At 45.3% G+C, this 16,951-nt stretch carries 14 protein-coding genes; 11 read left to right on the forward strand and 3 right to left on the reverse strand.

Going from position 1 to position 16,951, the window contains the following annotated elements:
- The first annotated feature begins 2 nt into the window (after positions 1–2).
- Genes bamA through C2755_RS02940 form a run of 8 tightly spaced genes read left to right on the forward strand, consistent with a single transcriptional unit; the run spans position 3 to position 7,879 of the window.
- Entirely contained in the window at positions 3–2,333 is a 2,331-nt protein-coding gene (gene bamA, locus C2755_RS02905; protein ID WP_371816844.1) for an outer membrane protein assembly factor BamA, read from the forward strand.
- 18 nt (positions 2,334–2,351) lie between these two features.
- Positions 2,352–2,879, forward strand: coding sequence for an OmpH family outer membrane protein (locus tag C2755_RS02910; protein ID WP_215321696.1), 528 nt, complete (start codon positions 2,352–2,354; stop codon positions 2,877–2,879).
- Between the two features lie 5 nt (positions 2,880–2,884).
- A complete protein-coding gene (gene lpxD / locus C2755_RS02915; protein WP_215321697.1) occupies positions 2,885–3,952 on the forward strand; it encodes a UDP-3-O-(3-hydroxymyristoyl)glucosamine N-acyltransferase in 1,068 nt (355 codons plus the stop codon).
- 46 nt (positions 3,953–3,998) lie between these two features.
- Positions 3,999–4,448: a 3-hydroxyacyl-ACP dehydratase FabZ gene (fabZ, locus tag C2755_RS02920; protein ID WP_215321698.1), complete on the forward strand. Its 450-nt coding sequence runs from the start codon at positions 3,999–4,001 to the stop codon at positions 4,446–4,448.
- Positions 4,448–5,245 carry an acyl-ACP--UDP-N-acetylglucosamine O-acyltransferase gene (lpxA, locus tag C2755_RS02925; protein WP_215321699.1) on the forward strand — a complete coding sequence of 266 codons (798 nt, stop codon included), beginning with the start codon at positions 4,448–4,450 and terminating at the stop codon, positions 5,243–5,245. Before fabZ ends, lpxA begins: the two co-directional genes overlap by 1 nt.
- Before the next feature lie 4 nt (positions 5,246–5,249).
- The gene (lpxB, locus tag C2755_RS02930; RefSeq protein WP_371816845.1) at positions 5,250–6,461 is read left to right on the forward strand and encodes a lipid-A-disaccharide synthase; all 1,212 of its coding nucleotides are present in this window, start codon (positions 5,250–5,252) and stop codon (positions 6,459–6,461) included.
- A complete protein-coding gene (rnhB, locus tag C2755_RS02935; protein ID WP_215321701.1) occupies positions 6,458–7,051 on the forward strand; it encodes a ribonuclease HII in 594 nt (197 codons plus the stop codon). Before lpxB ends, rnhB begins: the two co-directional genes overlap by 4 nt.
- Before the next feature lie 3 nt (positions 7,052–7,054).
- Positions 7,055–7,879 carry an RNA methyltransferase gene (locus C2755_RS02940; RefSeq protein ID WP_215321702.1) on the forward strand — a complete coding sequence of 275 codons (825 nt, stop codon included), beginning with the start codon at positions 7,055–7,057 and terminating at the stop codon, positions 7,877–7,879.
- A 128-nt stretch (positions 7,880–8,007) separates the two neighbouring features.
- On the opposite strand, the gene C2755_RS02945 is transcribed toward C2755_RS02940, so the two are convergent.
- Entirely contained in the window at positions 8,008–8,427 is a 420-nt protein-coding gene (locus C2755_RS02945) for a carboxymuconolactone decarboxylase family protein (RefSeq protein WP_215321703.1), read from the reverse strand.
- 478 nt (positions 8,428–8,905) lie between these two features.
- On the opposite strand from C2755_RS02945, the gene C2755_RS02950 reads away from it, so the two are divergent.
- Positions 8,906–12,535 (forward strand): hypothetical protein, encoded by a 3,630-nt coding sequence (locus tag C2755_RS02950; protein ID WP_215321704.1) that lies wholly within the window; start codon positions 8,906–8,908, stop codon positions 12,533–12,535.
- A gap of 179 nt (positions 12,536–12,714) precedes the next feature.
- Here C2755_RS02950 and cadR read toward each other — a convergent pair whose 3' ends face one another.
- Positions 12,715–13,113 (reverse strand): Cd(II)/Pb(II)-responsive transcriptional regulator, encoded by a 399-nt coding sequence (cadR, locus tag C2755_RS02955; RefSeq protein WP_215321705.1) that lies wholly within the window; start codon positions 13,111–13,113, stop codon positions 12,715–12,717.
- Positions 13,114–13,211: 98 nt separating this feature from the next.
- On the opposite strand from cadR, the gene C2755_RS02960 reads away from it, so the two are divergent.
- The gene (locus C2755_RS02960) at positions 13,212–15,392 is read left to right on the forward strand and encodes a heavy metal translocating P-type ATPase (protein WP_215321706.1); all 2,181 of its coding nucleotides are present in this window, start codon (positions 13,212–13,214) and stop codon (positions 15,390–15,392) included.
- Positions 15,393–15,433: 41 nt separating this feature from the next.
- Positions 15,434–15,946: a hypothetical protein gene (locus C2755_RS02965; protein ID WP_011903512.1), complete on the forward strand. Its 513-nt coding sequence runs from the start codon at positions 15,434–15,436 to the stop codon at positions 15,944–15,946.
- Between the two features lie 81 nt (positions 15,947–16,027).
- Here C2755_RS02965 and C2755_RS02970 read toward each other — a convergent pair whose 3' ends face one another.
- Positions 16,028–16,855: a pyruvate, water dikinase regulatory protein gene (locus C2755_RS02970; protein ID WP_215321707.1), complete on the reverse strand. Its 828-nt coding sequence runs from the start codon at positions 16,853–16,855 to the stop codon at positions 16,028–16,030.
- Between the last annotated feature and the right edge of the window lie 96 nt (positions 16,856–16,951).

Here is a 16,951-nt window from a genome sequence, read left to right on the forward strand (position 1 = left end):
CTCTGACACGTTCTTTCCGTATTTTTGCCCGATTTATTACCCATATCTTGGTATTTTCTGCGCTTGGGTTGAGTTTGAATGCCTCTGCGGCCGAGTCATTTGTGGTGAAAGATATTCGCGTTGAAGGTTTGCAGCGCGTAGAGGCTGGAACGGTATTTAGTTATTTGCCCGTTCAAGTAGGCGATACCTTTACCGAAGAAAAAGGTGCCGAATCGATTAAGGCCTTGTATAGCACTGGGTTCTTCAGGGATGTGCAAATTCAAGAGCAGGGCAACGTTCTGATTGTGATCGTGGAAGAGCGCCCAACCATTTCTCGTATTGAATTTACGGGAATGAAAGAGTTTGATCCCGAGATAGTGCGTAAGTCCTTAAAAACAGTGGGTGTTGCTGAAGCGCGTTTTTACGACAAAGCCCTGATTGATAAGGCCGAGCAAGAATTAAAGCGCCAATACGTTGGTAAAGGTATGTATGCGGCTGAGGTAGTCGCTACGGTTACCCCGGTTGAACGTAACCAAGTTGCTATTTACTTTAATATTGATGAAGGCCCTGTTGCCAAAATTCAAGAGATTAACTTTATTGGTAATGAAGTCTTTAGCGAGGGTACGCTAAAAAGCGAGATGCAGTTAAAAACTGGCGGTTGGTTGTCTTGGTACAGCAAAGACAATCTTTATTCTAAGCAAAAGTTAACTGCCGACTTAGAGTCCATTCGATCTTATTACCTTAATCGTGGTTATCTCGAGTTTGTAATTGAGTCCACTCAGGTGTCGATTACCCCGGATAAAAAGGGCATCTACCTCACCATTAGTATTCGTGAAGGTAAAAAATTTACCGTTAAGGATGTGCGCTTAGCAGGAGAAACTTTAGGCAAAGAAGCAGAGTTGATGCAGTTGGTTGTTTTGAAGCCTGGGGATACTTTCTCATCAGCTAAATTAACCGAGAGCACCAAGGCAATTGCTGAGATATTGGGTTCTTATGGATATGCATTCGCAACTATCAATCCGCAACCAGATATTCGTCGTGACGTTGCCGAGGTTGACCTTACATTAGTGGTTGATCCGGGGCGTCGTATCTATGTACGCCAAGTGGCAATTTCTGGAAATGCAAAAACTCGTGACATGGTGGTTCGCCGCGAAATGCGTCAGTTCGAAAGCTCTTGGTTTGATAGCGACAAAATCGATTTATCTAAAAAGCGTTTGGGTCGCTTGGGTTATTTCACTGAAACTGATATCACCACGGAAGATGTTCCGGGTTCCCCTGATCAGGTGGATGTGAATGTGAAGGTTACAGAAAAGCCAACGGGTGCCGTCACCCTTGGTGCAGGCTTTTCTTCAACTGAGAAATTGATTTTGTCTGCCGGTGTTAATCAGGATAACGCGTTTGGTACTGGTACTGCGATTGGTTTGAATGCGTCGCTAGGTAAGATTACTCAAAATCTAACGCTCTCAAATTACGACCCGTACTTTACGGAAGATGGCATTAGTCGTTATACCGATCTTTACTATCGTTCATCCAAGCCTTTGTACTATGCTGGCGATCCGGATTATCAAATTAAGTCAGTTGGCTCCAACATTAAATTTGGTGTTCCGTATACCGAAGTGGATCGCGTGTTCTTTGGAACAGGTATTGAGGTGTTCAGTATTTATGCCACCACCAATACGCCGATCCCTTATCAGAATTATGTAACTAGCTATGGTGGAACAGTGCCAGGCCGTTTGCAAACATACAACGTACCCCTAACAGTCGGTTGGGCGCGTGATGGTCGCGATAGCACTTTGATTCCTTCTGACGGTTCATTGCAGCAGCTCTCTGCTGAAGTGGGAACCCCTGTTGGAGACCTCACTTTTTATCGTATTTATGGCCAGTACCAGAAATACCACTCATTCTCAAGAGGCAATATTTTGTCCTTTAATGGTGAGGTTGGCTATGGCGAGGCTTATGGCAGCAAGCCCTTCCCGATTACTAAAAACTACTATGTGGGTGGTATTGGCTCTGTTCGTGGCTATGCTCCTGGCTCTTTGGGCCCTCAGTACTACAACACCATTGTTGGTTCCTACCAGCCTACGGGCGGTCAGTCGAAAATTGTTACTAATGTGGAATACACCTTCCCTGTTCCAGGTTCGGGCGTTGATAAGACCTTGCGCCTATTTACCTTTGTGGACGGCGGTAATGCGTTTGGGGAAAACATCAATCTAGTTCTGAGATATTCCTATGGATTGGGTTTATCATGGATATCACCTTTAGGGCCACTGAAATTTAGCTACGGTATTCCGTATAAGTCACAACCAACGGATAACGTTCAGCGTTTGCAGTTCCAAGTGGGTACAGCGTTTTAATTGTTTAAGGAAAGTTTTATGAAGCTTTATCAATGTTCCAAATGGATTCAAGTTGGCGTGATTGCTGCCATGACAGCAATCGTAGCCCCTCAAGTTTTTGCTCAAGATGCAGGAACGCGCGTTGCGGTTGTGAATTCTGAGAAAGTCTTCAACGAGTCCAACCTAGCTAAAGCAATGCAAACTCGTTTGCAAAATGAATTTACTAAGCGCCAGAACGATTTGCGCGATAGCGCTCAAAAGATTAAATCTGCTGCTGAAAAGTTAGATCGTGATGCTGCGGTTATGAATGAAGCTGAGCGCGTGCGTCGCCAACGTGAGTTGGCTGATCAGGATCGTGAACTACAACGCAAGCAACGCGAATTTACTGAAGATCTTAATCAGCGCACTTTTGAGGAGCGCGCCAAGATTGCAGAAAAAGCAAATGCAGTGTTGAAGCAAATTGCAGAACAAAGAAAAATTGATGTCATTGTTCAAGAAGCAGCTTATGTCAGCCCTAAGGCCGATGTAACCGATGACGTTATCAAGGCTTTAAATAGCCAGAAGTAAGCTTTATGCCGACCGCCATTGAGCTGGCCGAACAGTTTCAAGCAAGCTTGGTGGGGGAGGCTTCCCATGGATTTACTGGCCTCGCTCCTTTGGAGCGAGCGCAGCCAGATCAAATCTCCTTCCTTTCCAATCCGCTTTATAGACAGCAAGCTAGTGATAGCGTTGCTGGAGCATTGATTGTTGGCAAGTCTGATTTAGAGTTTTTGCAGGCAAATCCTAGCGCTCATTCCGCAAAGCGGGTGTACTTTGTTTCTAAAAATCCATACGCTACTTTTGCCAGAATGGCGCAACACTTTGCAAAAGTGATTAGCCCAATCTACGCCCCCGGAATACATCCTAGTGCAGTTATTGATTCCACTGCAAGCGTTCCATCTTCCTGCCACATCGGACCATTTGTTCAGATTGGCGAGGGCGTAAAGTTAGGCGAACGTGTTTCTATTCTGGGAAATTCCATCATTGCCAGGGATAGCATTATTGCAAGCGATACGCTGATCTATCCATCTGTTTCTATTTATTACAACACTCAGATTGGTGAGCGTTGCATTATTCATAGCGGCGCAGTCATCGGCGCCGATGGCTTTGGTTTTGCCCCAGACTTTTCTGCTACGGGCGGTGAGTGGGTCAAGATTCCTCAGACGGGGCGAGTGGTCATTGGCAATGATGTCGAGATTGGCGCTTCAACCACAATTGATCGTGGCGCGATGAGTGATACGGTTGTGGGCGCAGGAACAAAAATTGATAATCAGGTGCAAATAGCGCATAACGTAGTAATAGGTAATTGCTGTGTTGTCGCTGGGTGTGCAGCTGTATCTGGAAGTACCAAAATTGGCAATTTCTGCATCATTGGCGGCGCAGCAAACTTTGCGGGTCATCTCACGATTGCCGACAGAACGACGGTGTCTGGTAATACTTCCATTATTCGATCTATTACAGAGCCTGGACAGCATTTCACAGGCGTTTATCCATCAATGCTCCACGGCGCCTGGGAGAAAAATGCGGCCATTTTGCGTGGGCTAGATAAAATACGTCAGCGCTTGCGCTTGTTAGATAAAAACAAAACTACTGAATCTTGAGATTCTGTAAAACCAAAATTAATATTTACTTTTCAGCGGGTCATTTATGAGCACACCAATCGCAATCGACATCAATAAGATTCTTCAATTGCTACCGCATCGCTACCCATTCCTATTGGTAGATCGCGTATTAGAAATTACCCCGCGTGAAAGTATCACCGCATTAAAAAACGTCACCATGAATGAGCCTTTCTTTCAGGGTCATTTTCCGGATTTCCCAGTCATGCCTGGTGTGTTGATTATTGAGGCTTTAGCTCAAACAGCTGCTTTGCTTACTTTCTCTGAAGAGCGTGCCGAGGATGCAATCTATTACTTTGCTGGCATTGATGGGGCACGTTTTAAAAAGCCCGTATTGCCTGGCGATCAGTTAATCATGACTGCCAAGTTAGAGCGCGAACGTGCTGGCATATACAAGTTTACGGTTCAGGCTACTGTGGATGGTGAGATTGCTGCAGAGGCTAATATCACTTGTGCGGTTCGTACGAAAGGCGCGTAATGACTCGGATTCATGCATCTGCTGTAGTAGACAGTAAGGCTGAACTAGCTAGTGATGTTGAGGTTGGCCCATACTCTGTCATTGGTCCTAACGTGAAGATTGGCCCTGGTACTAAAGTAGGGTCTCATACGGTGATTGAGGGCTACACCACAATCGGTGCGCATAATAGCTTTGCCCACTTTGCAGCCATTGGTGGTCCTCCGCAAGATATGAAATACCGTGGCGAGCCAACGCAGTTGATTATTGGTGATCGCAACACTGTTCGTGAGTTCACGACGATTCATACGGGTACGTCACAAGACGAGGGCATTACTCGCATCGGCAATGACAACTGGATCATGGCTTACGTTCACATTGCGCATGACTGTCAGGTTGGTAATCACACCATCTTTTCAAGCAATGCGCAAATAGCAGGGCACGTGCAAGTAGATGATTGGGCGATTATGGGTGGCATGTCCGGTGTGCATCAATTTGTGCGCATTGGTCAACATGCCATGCTTGGCGGTGCATCCGCTTTAGTGCAAGACATTCCTCCATTTGTGATTGCTGCTGGAGATAAGGCTTCTCCTCATGGCATTAACGTCGAGGGATTAAAGCGTCGTGGCTTCTCAAGCGAGACAATTTCGGCCTTGCGTCAAGCTTATAAGATTCTCTATAAAGATGGCCTCAGCTTTGAAGAGGCTAAGGTAGAAATCCAGAAAATGGTTGCTGCAAACTCTGCAGACACTCAAACTGCAGAAAAGCTCGCGCAGTTCCATGATTTCATTGCCGCCTCTACTCGCGGCATTATTCGGTAACGGAATTACTTTGCCAAAGTTAGCTTGTGTAGCTGGCGAACCTTCTGGCGATCTTTTAGCGGCGCCAGTTCTTAGTGCGCTAAATCAAATTCCAGACATGTCTGGTTTAGAGGTGCATGGTATTGGCGGTCCCCGCATGCAGGCTGAAGGCATGCGCTCTAATTGGCCCATGGAAACCTTAAGTGTGCGAGGTTATGTTGAAGCTATTAAGCAGCTTCCAGCCATTCTGAAGCTGCGTAAAGAGCTGATTCAAAATCTACTCAATGAAGGTCGCCCAGATGTTTATTTGGGAATTGATGCGCCAGATTTTAATTTGGGTGTCGAGTTGCAATTACGTAAAGCAGGTATCCCAACTTTGCATTTGGTCTCACCTTCTATTTGGGCATGGAGAGCAGGGCGCATCAAGAAAATTTCCCAAGCAGTGGAACGCATGCTTTGCATCTTCCCTTTTGAGACTGAAATTTATGACAAAGCTGGTGTGGCATCTACTTATGTGGGGCATCCCTTGGCCAGCGAAATTCCACTTGAGCCAAATATTCAGCAAGCGCGAGAAAAGATAAGCGAACACCTGAATTTACAGGCAGAATCCCTTGACGGTCTCGTTATTGCAGTGCTCCCTGGAAGCCGTGGATCAGAGATTGAGCTCATAGCCCCCGTCTTTTTTGAAACGATGCAGTTATTAGCCAAGAGATTAAAGGGGCAGAGGCTCAACTTTTTAATTCCGGTGGCAACACCACAATTACGCGAGCCTCTTGAGCAACTTTTACTCAAGACAAAAAACAGCAATCCAGATATTCAGATTCATCTGCTAGATGGCATGGCCGATGAAGTGCTAGAAGCTTCAGACGTAGTGTTGATTGCAAGCGGCACAGCTACCTTACAAGCGGCTTTGTGGAAAAAGCCGATGGTGATTTCTTATAAGGTGCCTTGGTTAACTGCGCAGATCATGAAGCGCCAAGGCTATATGCCTTATGTAGGTCTACCAAACATCTTGTGCGGCGAATTTATTGTTCCTGAGTTTCTGCAAGATGATGCCACTCCAGAAAAACTAGCTCATGCCGTACAGGCTTGGTTAGAGCATCCAGCTAAAGTTGCTAAGCTCAAAGAACGCTTTGCCCAGATGCATGAAACTTTGCGTCGTCCTACGGGTTTATTAGTTGCGCAAGCGATAGCACAAACTATTGCCAATCAACGCAAGAACAAAACAAGCATATGAGTCTGATTTGGATCTGCGGCGTAGATGAAGCAGGGCGAGGACCATTAGTTGGTGCGGTGGTTGCTGGTGCCGTAGTGCTCGATCCCAGTAATCCAATTGAAGGTTTAAAAGATTCTAAGAAATTAACTGCTATTCGTCGTGAATATCTCTATGAGCAGATCATGGAAAAGGCAAAGGCTTGGGGTGTTGGTGAAGCCAGTCCAGCCGAGATTGATGAGATTAACATTTTGCAGGCCACGATGCTGGCAATGCGCAGGGCAATCGAAGATCTAACCACTCGCTTAGGCGCTTGGCCTGATAAAGCGTTGATCGATGGCAATCGTTGCCCAGAGTTGCCAATTGCTGCAGAAGCAATTGTTAAGGGTGATGCTAAGGAGCCTGCAATATCTGCGGCATCGATAGTCGCCAAAGTTACTCGTGATCGACAGATGCAAATATTGCATGAGCGTCATCCAGAATATGGATTTGCACAACATATGGGTTATCCAACGGAAGCCCATTTTGCTGCACTTAAACAATATGGCACATGCGATCAACACAGAAGAAGTTTTTCACCAGTGCGCAAAGTTCTCGAAAATCAAAACCATTAAGTCATGAACTTCGATCTCATCACCTCCAAAGAGAATCCGCTATTTAAGGAGATTCGCAACCTACAGGCCACCGGATCTAAAGGGCAGAAGGCTAGGCTCGCTAGCGGCCAAGCATTATTGGAAGGCATTCATCTAGTTCAAACTTGGGTGGGTGATCCTGCTTTAAGAGCTCTCCTCACATCAGAAGTCGGTCTCAAGAATGTAGAGATCGCACAAGCCGTCTACGAACATCTCGAGATCTGTCCAGAGGCCAAGGTATTCCAGTTAGATAGCGCACTCTGGGACTTGCTTTCTGATTTGGTGAATGCGCCACATATTGCAGGCTTACTCGATCTTCCTAGACCCACGCTCACAACACCTCAATCCATTGCAACCTTTAATGGCGATGTGGTGATATTGGATCGAGTACAAGATGCGGGTAACGTAGGCTCTATTCTGCGCAGTGCAGCAGCCGCAGGCTTTACCCAAGTGATTGCTTTATCAGGCTGCGCCCATCTATGGTCTACAAAAGTATTGCGTGCTGGTATGGGCGCTCACAAACTTCTAGATTTATATGAGGGCTGGTCTAACCAACAATTACTGAGTGCCGTGACTGCACCTTTATTGGCGGCTACAGCAGATGCAGAGCAAGACCTTTATTCCCTTAAAAAAGATTTACTCCACCCAGTTGCTTGGGTGATGGGTAGCGAAGGGCAGGGAGTGTCTGAAGACCTTCTGGCTCAAGCCAAGGGGGTATCAATCCCGATTGATCCAAGAGTGGAATCTCTCAATGTATCCACTGCAGCAGCAGTGTGCCTATTTGAGACCCTGCGGATGAGGCGCGGTTAATTAACATTCTTTTCTCGATAGTCCGCTATCGGCTAGTAGGAGACCTTCTATTTTTGTTAATCAATAAGTCATGACTATCTTCAGGAGATTGAATGGACAAGCTTAAGAAGCGAGTTTAAATACCCCAATCATTCTTCCTGTTTCGATTCATCATCAAAGACATCCTTCATGATTAAAAGTGCATTGGTCGCCGCCGGGAATCCGCAGTAAGCAGTCATTTGCGTGATCACTTCAGCAACCTCAGGGCGTGAAGCACCACATCGAAGTGCAGCCCTTATATGAAGTTTTAATTGTGGCAAGGCGAAACCTTGAACCGTCAGAGCTGCAATAGTACATAACTCTCTAGTTTTTAAGTCGAGTATATTTCTGGAGTACAGCTCACCAAAAGGAAAGGCAACATTGACCCATGCAAACTCCTCGGAAATGGACTTAAGTTGCCTAATGTATTCATCCGCCGAAGATCCAAGCTGCTTATGCAACTCTTCCATACCTTTTTGGTAGAGGGCAGATTTCTCGCTCTCTTCTAATATTGGTTTGCTGTTCATCATATTTCCCATTATAGAAAACTAATTTTTCAGTATTGTTTGGTGGCGAGTTACTTAGCTTTGGAGAGTCTGAAAGAGGTCGAATAGTGCCCAATTGCTCAAATTGATACAGGCGACTCAAATCGGCCAATTTCAGACATTCATGAAGTTGGGTTTATTGCTTTTAGAGGCCTCAAATCGGCAAATTTCGGTGCAATGGGCTAATTTGGCTTCAGTTCAGGACTCTCATTACTGCTGAAAGAGGGAGGGGTTCTACCTAGTCAAGAAATTTTTGCGAAACTCCACGATGCGAGAGTGGCAATTATGTCATCTTCAACGGTGCCCCAAAATGATTTCATTTAAATTTATTTGCCCCAATATTAGGCTAACTTTAGTAATTGGCTTGCTGATGCTAGCTCTAATGCATGGAGCGCATGCAAGTTGCCCGAGTACAGGAACAATTAGTTCAAGTTGTACCGATCTTAACTGGAGTTCTGGGAATGTGACAATTAACACCGGCGTTTCAGTGACGTCTACTAGTAATTTTCCAATTATCGTCACTGGCGGTGGCTCTTTAGGTACGCTTACTAATAATGGCTCAGTAAGTGGGTATGGTACCTTTTATACCTATGGCGGTGCGAATATTACGGCCATTACCAACAATGGAACAATGACAGGCTCACAATTTGAGATATATAACTATTCTGGACCAATTGGAACTTTTACCAATAATGGTACGTTGAATGGTGGATATGAAAATATTTATTTCTATGACTCGGTGGGTACTTTTGTAAATAATGGCACTATTAGCGGGGCAAGCCAATACGGCATATTCAATTATGGAACTATTGGAAGCTTTACTAATAGCTTAACCATTAATAGCGGTGCTCATGCCATTGATAACCTCGGCACCATTTCATCCTTCGCTAATACTGGTGCAATTACTGGCACATCAGATGCAATCAATAACAGCGGCACTATTAGTAACATCTCTAATAGTGGGGCTTCAGCTATCATCACCGGCGGAATAGTTAATAACTCTTCGGGAATAATTGGCGGCGCATCTCAAGCTTACGGTATTAGCAATACTGCGGGCGGTTCAATTGATTCAATTATTAACAATGGAACAATTAGCGGAAACTCTAGCGCTATTTATAGTAGCGGAACCATTGGATCTTTGGTGAATAACAGTGGGGGCGTAATTTCTGGGGTTGGTGCGGGAAGTTATGGTTTAAATATCTCAGGAAGCTTTAATAGTGTTGTTAACTATGGAAGCATTTCGGGGGAGGCCGGTTCTATATTGACATCTGGCACAGGTGGTAGTCGTAATATTAGCAACTATGGATCTCTAACTGGCAACGTAGTTCTGGGAAATGCTGTATCAATTAGCAACTATGGATCTCTCGCTGGTAATGTGGTTCTAGAAAATGATGCATCATTAACGGTTCTCGGAAACTCTAGTACCGTTAATGGCAATGTAGATGGAAGCTACTCTGGTGGTGGGGTCGTTAATATTGGTGATGGAACAACGGCCACCACATCAACTTCTTATGGACATTTCGGCTCCAACCATGCTTTATCTGCCTTTAATGTAAATTCTGGCGCTCAATTTATCCTATCCAATGACAATAGTATTGCTGCGAATGGTATTTCTGTTGATGGAATTTTGGCTGCTAGCGGCGCTTTAACTGGCGATGTAGTGCTGGGGAATTCAGGAACATTAACCCTTCTCGGAAACTCTAATGCGGTTAATGGCAATGTAGATGGAAGCAGTGCTGGTAGAGGGGTCGTCAATATTGGTGATGGAACAACGGCCACCACATCAACTTCTTCTGGAAATTATGGGGCAACCAATCGCCTATCCGCCTTTAATGTAAATTCTGGCGCTCAATTTACTTTATCCAATGGCAATAGTATTGCTGCGAATGGTATTTCTGTTGGTGGAATTTTGGCTGCTAGAGGTGCTTTGACTGGCGATGTAGTGCTGGGGAATTCAGGAACATTAACCCTTCTCGGAAACTCTAATGCGGTTAATGGCAATGTAGATGGAAGCAGTGCTGGTAGAGGGGTCGTCAATATTGGTGATGGAACAACCTCCACCACATCAACTTCTTCTGGAAATTATGGGGCAACCAATCGCCTATCCGCCTTTAATGTAAATTCTGGCGCTCAATTTATCCTATCCAATGGCAATAGTATTGCTGCGAATGGTATTACGATTAACTCTGGTGCTTCATTATATTTATTGGGCGCTCCTAGTCTTAGTGTTGCTAATGGAATTATTAATAGCGGAACGCTCAGTTTTTCTGGGGCGTCTAGCGGTACATCGATTCAGTCGCTATCTGGAGCGGGCGCCACTAATTTAGGATCACAAGCACTGTCCATCTCTAATGCTACAGGCAATCTTTATGGGGTAGTGAGTGGTAACGGTAGTCTCAATATCACCGGCGGCGCTCAAACCCTTTCTGGTAACAATACATTTACTGGTGGCGTACAAGTGCAGTCTGGCGCAGCACTATCGATTCCTGCGGCTAGCGTACTTGGCTCAGGTGCTTTATCGTTAATTGGTAGTAGCACTACACCAGCCACTTTAAATGTTACCGGTACTACTACGATCGCTAATGCGATTACTGTAGCTGGTGACCCAGTCTTTAATATCACCACAGGCACTACAACTACCGTTTCTTCACCCATTACCAATGGTGGTGTTGCAGGTGATGTAGTGGTTGCTGGCGGAGGTACATTAAACCTCACGGCGGCTAATACCTATACAGGTTTAACTAATATTGCTGCGGGCTCTACGATGGCTTTAACCGGTAATGGCTCAATTACGCCATCCGTCTCAGTGACCAACAACGGCACACTCAATGTCGCCAGTAAGACGGGCAATGTGGCATTAGGTGGATCGTTTACCCAAACTTCAAGTGGTGGCTTGGTGATGGGCTTTAGTCCAACATCCAATCAACGGGTCACGGTTGCTGGAGCAGCTGCTTTAGCAGGTTCTTTGAACCTAGTTGCTAGTAGCGGCGCTTACTCAGCAGGTAAATACACTTTACTGACTGCTAATGGCGTGACGGGAACCTTTGGAACCTTTAGCTCTAATTTAAATAGCTACACCAGTATGAGTTACTTATTAAGCTATGACGCCAATGATGTGTACTTAAATCTATTCACCAATGGCCCCTCAGCTGCTAATACTCAGAGTTCTTTAGTCAATGCCTCACAAGCATTACAAAGCACCTATACCTTGCAGAACTCAGTCTTAGTTAATAGCTTCTCCTATGACTGCACTGAGTTTGGGGCTAACGGTATTTGTATTAGTGCTGGCGGTCGCAATACTGCTGTGTCCGCCGCTAATGGATTAAACAACACCAGCGGTTTACTCATCGCCGCCTATCGCCCACACCAAAACTATCGTGTTGGCGCTTATGTTGACCAGAATCTCTCAGTGAATAATGCAGGAAGTACCGTTAATCTTGGCAACAACACCCCAGTCATTGGTGTGTTTGGTGCTTGGAATCAAAACTTAGATGGCACCGGCACAGAAGTTAAAGTCGTTGCTGCTTATGGTCAAAAAAACACTACGATTAATCGCTCTGTTGTCGGTACAGGTGATACCGCTTCTGAAGCAGGTTCTGGCTCATCTAAGTTGAATAGCCAAGGCGCACAAGTAACAGCAAAGTATGGCTTTGCTGTTCTGCCTGAAGTGATTCTGTCTCCCTATACTGGTATCCGTTACAGCCAGAATAATATGGGTGGCTATACCGAAGGCACCTCAAGCACCGTTACAGCTCCATTAACCTACAGTGCACTTAACACCAATGCGACAACTGCTTTAGCTGGGCTAGGGGCGTCGTATCACTTCATTCCAAAAGCCATGGTATTTGCTAGTGCTGGTGTAGAAACTGACACCAATACCGCTAACGGAACTTACTCTGCTACTGGTGTTACCGGCCTAACTCCGATTAACTTCAACGCCAATCCAGTCAAGACTCGTCCAACAGCAACCTTAGGTGCTTACTATGATGTTGAGAAGAATCAACGCGTAGGCGTTACGGGAATCTATCGTCAAGAGCCCTATCAAGGCGTATCAACCACTTCAGTGATGGCGACTTATATGATTGGTTTATAGGTAATACATTGGCTTTAAACAAGAACCTGCTTGATGGATTAAGCAGGTTTTTTGTTATCTGTGACTGTCTCAAATGGGTCGATAGGAGTCATTCAAAGACCAACGGATCGTTGGTCCGCTGCTCTGGAGTGCCGAATGACCGTTATCGGCCAATAAGAGGCGGTAGTGCCACCTCTTTTTTACTTCACGGGTAGCGATAATTTATTTAAGATCCCGCAGTGTGCTGAGTCCTGATTCGCATGACATTGTTTTCTGAGCAGCTTTAATTGTCGTTCAAGTTGGCGTAGCTCATTAATTCGATTGCTTACACCTTCAATATGGGCATCAAGCAATTCATTTACTGCATCACAGTTTTCATCGGGCAAATCTTTTAAGCGAAGTAATTGACGAATTTCACTTAAGGTCATGTCCAGCGAGCGGCAGTGGCGAATAAATGTAAGGCGTTGCAGGTGCTGATCCCGGTAGATTCGGAAGTTACCCTCAGATCGAGCCGGTTTTGCTAACAAACCCTCTTGCTCATAAAACCGAATAGTTTCCACTTGAGTGCCTGTGGCTGTTGCTAGTTCACCAATTCTCATTTGACCTCCAAGTTTTTACATTTTTATTCTAATCCCTTGACTCTATAGTTACTATAGGTTGTTAAATGTTCTATGTCTTCATCATTTAGGTTTCCGCTATGAGCGAATGCAATACCTCCTGTAGTTGTTCTGCATCAACTCCTGTGACAAAGGCTTCTGAGATGCCGAGCAAGAATAAGGCCATCTATCGCATTGAAAATATGGACTGTCCAACTGAAGAGGCGCTTATTCGCAAAAAGCTAGCGAGTGTAAGCGGCATTGAGTTGCTGGACTTTAACTTAATGCAAAGGATGCTCACGGTTGGTCACAATCTCAACTCACTTGACGCTATCGAGTCCGCTTTGGGTTCAATTGGAATGCAGGCGGTGCTACAAAGTGGTGAGACTTCTACAAAGGACAGCTCGATTGAGCCTATACCTAAAACAAATTGGTGGCCATTGGCTGTTGCAGGTATCACTGCAACCTTGGCTGAAATCATGGAATTGCTGCAACTTGGTAATCAGTGGATTGTCATTGCTCTAGTAATCGCCTCAATTGCTTCAGGGGGCCTTACCACTTATAAAAAGGGCTGGATTGCATTAAAGAATAGCAATCTCAACATCAATGCCTTAATGTCAATTGCAGTCACAGGCGCGATGGCGATTGGAAGTTGGCCAGAAGCCGCCATGGTGATGTTCTTATTTACTCTAGCTGAAGTAATTGAAGCCAAGTCATTAGATCGTGCTCGTAATGCGATTCGTGGCTTATTAGACCTCACCCCTGAAACCGCAACCGTTCAGCAAGCCGATGGCTCTTGGGCGCTAACGGATGTAAAGGCTATCGCTTTAGGTGCTTTAGTTCGAGTGCGTCCTGGAGAGCGAATAGCTTTAGACGGCATATTAATAAGTGGTAACTCGGCAGTAAATCAAGCGCCAATTACGGGTGAGAGCCTACCCGTCGATAAGATAGTTGGCGATGAGGTATTTGCAGGAACGATCAATGAGACGGGATCATTCGAATACAAAGTTACTGCAGAAGCGACTCATTCAACGCTAGCTCGAATTATTCATGCAGTAGAAGCAGCGCAAGGAAGTCGTGCGCCCACCCAGCGTTTTGTTGATCAATTCGCCAAGATCTATACGCCAGCTGTTTTTTTGCTTGCGGTGTTAGTCGCTGTTTTGCCTCCATTGTTAATGGCGCAGTCATGGCAGGAATGGATCTATAAAGCATTAGTCATGTTAGTGATTGCCTGCCCTTGTGCTTTGGTGATCTCAACACCTGTAACGATTGTGAGTGGCTTAGCAGCCGCTGCAAGAAAAGGCATCTTAATTAAAGGAGGTGCTTTTTTAGAAGCAGGCCGGAGCATGAAGGTCTTGGCAGTAGATAAGACAGGGACCCTCACCTACGGGAAGCCTGCACAAACGGACTTTTTTGCATTAAGTGGCAATGACAAGCATATTCACGAAATTGCCATCAGTCTTGCAGCACGATCTGATCATCCCGTATCTCTAGCAATTGCCCATGCTAATCAAGAGCAAAAGAATGATTTAAAGACTGTAGATAGCTTTGAGGCGATTCTGGGTCGCGGTGTCAAAGGCGTTATTGAGGGTAATTTGTATTACCTTGGCAATCATCGACTGATTGAAGAATTGAGTTTGTGCTCTGATGATATTGAGAATCGTTTATTACCACTAGAGCAGCAAGGCAAAACGGCCGTATTGCTTACCAACCAAACAGAGGTTTTAGCCATTATTGCGGTAGCCGATACTGTTAGAGAAACAAGCAAGCAGGCTATTGATGAGCTTCACCAATTAGGTGTGACTACCATCATGCTCACTGGTGACAATGAGCATACCGCCAAGGCAATAGGTAAGCAGGTGGGTGTCGATGAGATTTTGGGTAATTTATTGCCTGAAGATAAGCTCAAAATAATTGACAGTCGCCTAAAAAAGGATCCCAATGTAAAGGTAGGCATGGTTGGAGATGGCATTAATGATGCCCCTGCTTTAGCAAGAGCAAGTATTGGATTTGCGATGGGGGCGGCTGGAACCGATACTGCGATAGAGACTGCTGATGTTGCGCTAATGGATGATGATTTACGCAAGATTGCTACCTTTATTCGGCTATCCAAATCAACCGCTCTAATTCTGACTCAAAACATTGTTCTTGCTCTAGGCATTAAGGCTATCTTCCTTGTGCTTACCTTTACAGGGCAAGCCACGATGTGGATGGCGGTATTTGCGGATATGGGTGCGAGCTTGCTAGTAGTGGCAAATGGATTGCGGTTATTAAGAAGCTAGGTGTTAGTTCATATCAAGCAGTTAACTCAAGGATTACTAAAATGAAAAAGCTAGGATGGGTTGCGATTTTAAGTTTAGGTGTTTTACTAAGTGCGCCCGTTTTGGCGCAAACAGCAGGGGCGGGCACTAAGGCCTCACAGACACAACAAAAAAATGTTGATGTAGCGGAGTTTGATAAGCAAGCCGCTCAAATTCAAGAGAACTTTAAAAAGATGCAACAGCAGATGGATCAGATCCGTGCAACTCAAGATCCGCAAGAAAGGCAAAAGCTGATGCAGGCTCACTGGAGCACAATGCAGGGCAACATGAATATGATGCAAGGCATGTGGGGTTCGGGAATGATGGGTTGTTGTGGTGGTAACGGCGGCATGATGGGTGGACACATGATGGGTCCAATGATGGGTTGGAATGGTATGGGCCCCTATTACTCTAAATTAACACCTGAGCAGTTAAAGCAACGCCAATACATGATGGATCAATACATGGGTATGCAGCAGAACATGATGAACCAAATGATGCAGCAGAACTATATGTGGATGGATCGGTCAAGGTAGTAACACACTAGGGGGATGAGTTACTAGACTTGTCCTCCAAGGTCTCCCTTGGGTCGAAAGCAGACATTGAAAAATACTATTTCACCCTAGTATCGTTTTATCCGATTTGATTGCTTGTAATACTGTTGTAGCAATTTCCTCAATGGATTTGCTTGTAGTGAGCACCCAAGGAATAGATTGTTTTTTCATCATCGCCGTCGCTTCGTTAATTTCATAACGGCAGTTTTCGAGCTTGGCGTAGTTACTACCAGGTCTGCGCTCATTACGAATCTCTGAGAGTCGTTCAGCATCAATCATTAAGCCAAAGATTTTTTGACGGTAAGGCACCAGATCTTTTGGGAGCTGTCCTCGTTCAAAGTCTTCTGGAATGAGTGGGTAGTTAGCTGCTTTGAGCCCATACTGCATAGCCAGGTAAAGACTGGTTGGCGTCTTGCCAACCCGGGAGATGCCAATCAGAATGACATCGGCTTCAGCCAGGTTTTGATTGGATTGACCATCATCATGGGCCAAGGAATAGTTAATGGCCTCAATCCGGTTCTTATAGGCCTCGGTATCGGCATTATGGTGAAGGCGGTTCATGGCATGGGTGGATTTCATGCCTAAAGCCTCCTCTAGAGGGGCTACGAAGGTCTGAAACATGTCCAAAATAAGGCCATTTGCCTTGGCCACGATTGCATTGAGCTCGGAGTTCACCAAAGTGGTGAAAACGATGGGTTGCACCCCATATTTAGTAGCCGCTTGATTGACGCTGCTAACGGCATCGTAGGCCTTATCGACGCTATCCACAAAAGGCACTCGAATATGCTTAAAAGTAGCCTCAAATTGGGCCAAAATCGACTGGCTGAAGTTCTCGGCAGTAATGCCGGTGCCGTCAGAGACAATAAAAACAATGCGGGTTTCGTTGGACATGGATTTGGCTTAAAAGTCAGGGTCAGCACTACAATAGAGTCATATTAAAGCACGCCCCCTTTAGGGTGGCCGCTACACCAGTTTCCTTATCTTTTG

The organism is Polynucleobacter sp. MWH-S4W17, from assembly GCF_018687535.1.
Classification (GTDB): Bacteria; Pseudomonadota; Gammaproteobacteria; order Burkholderiales; family Burkholderiaceae; genus Polynucleobacter.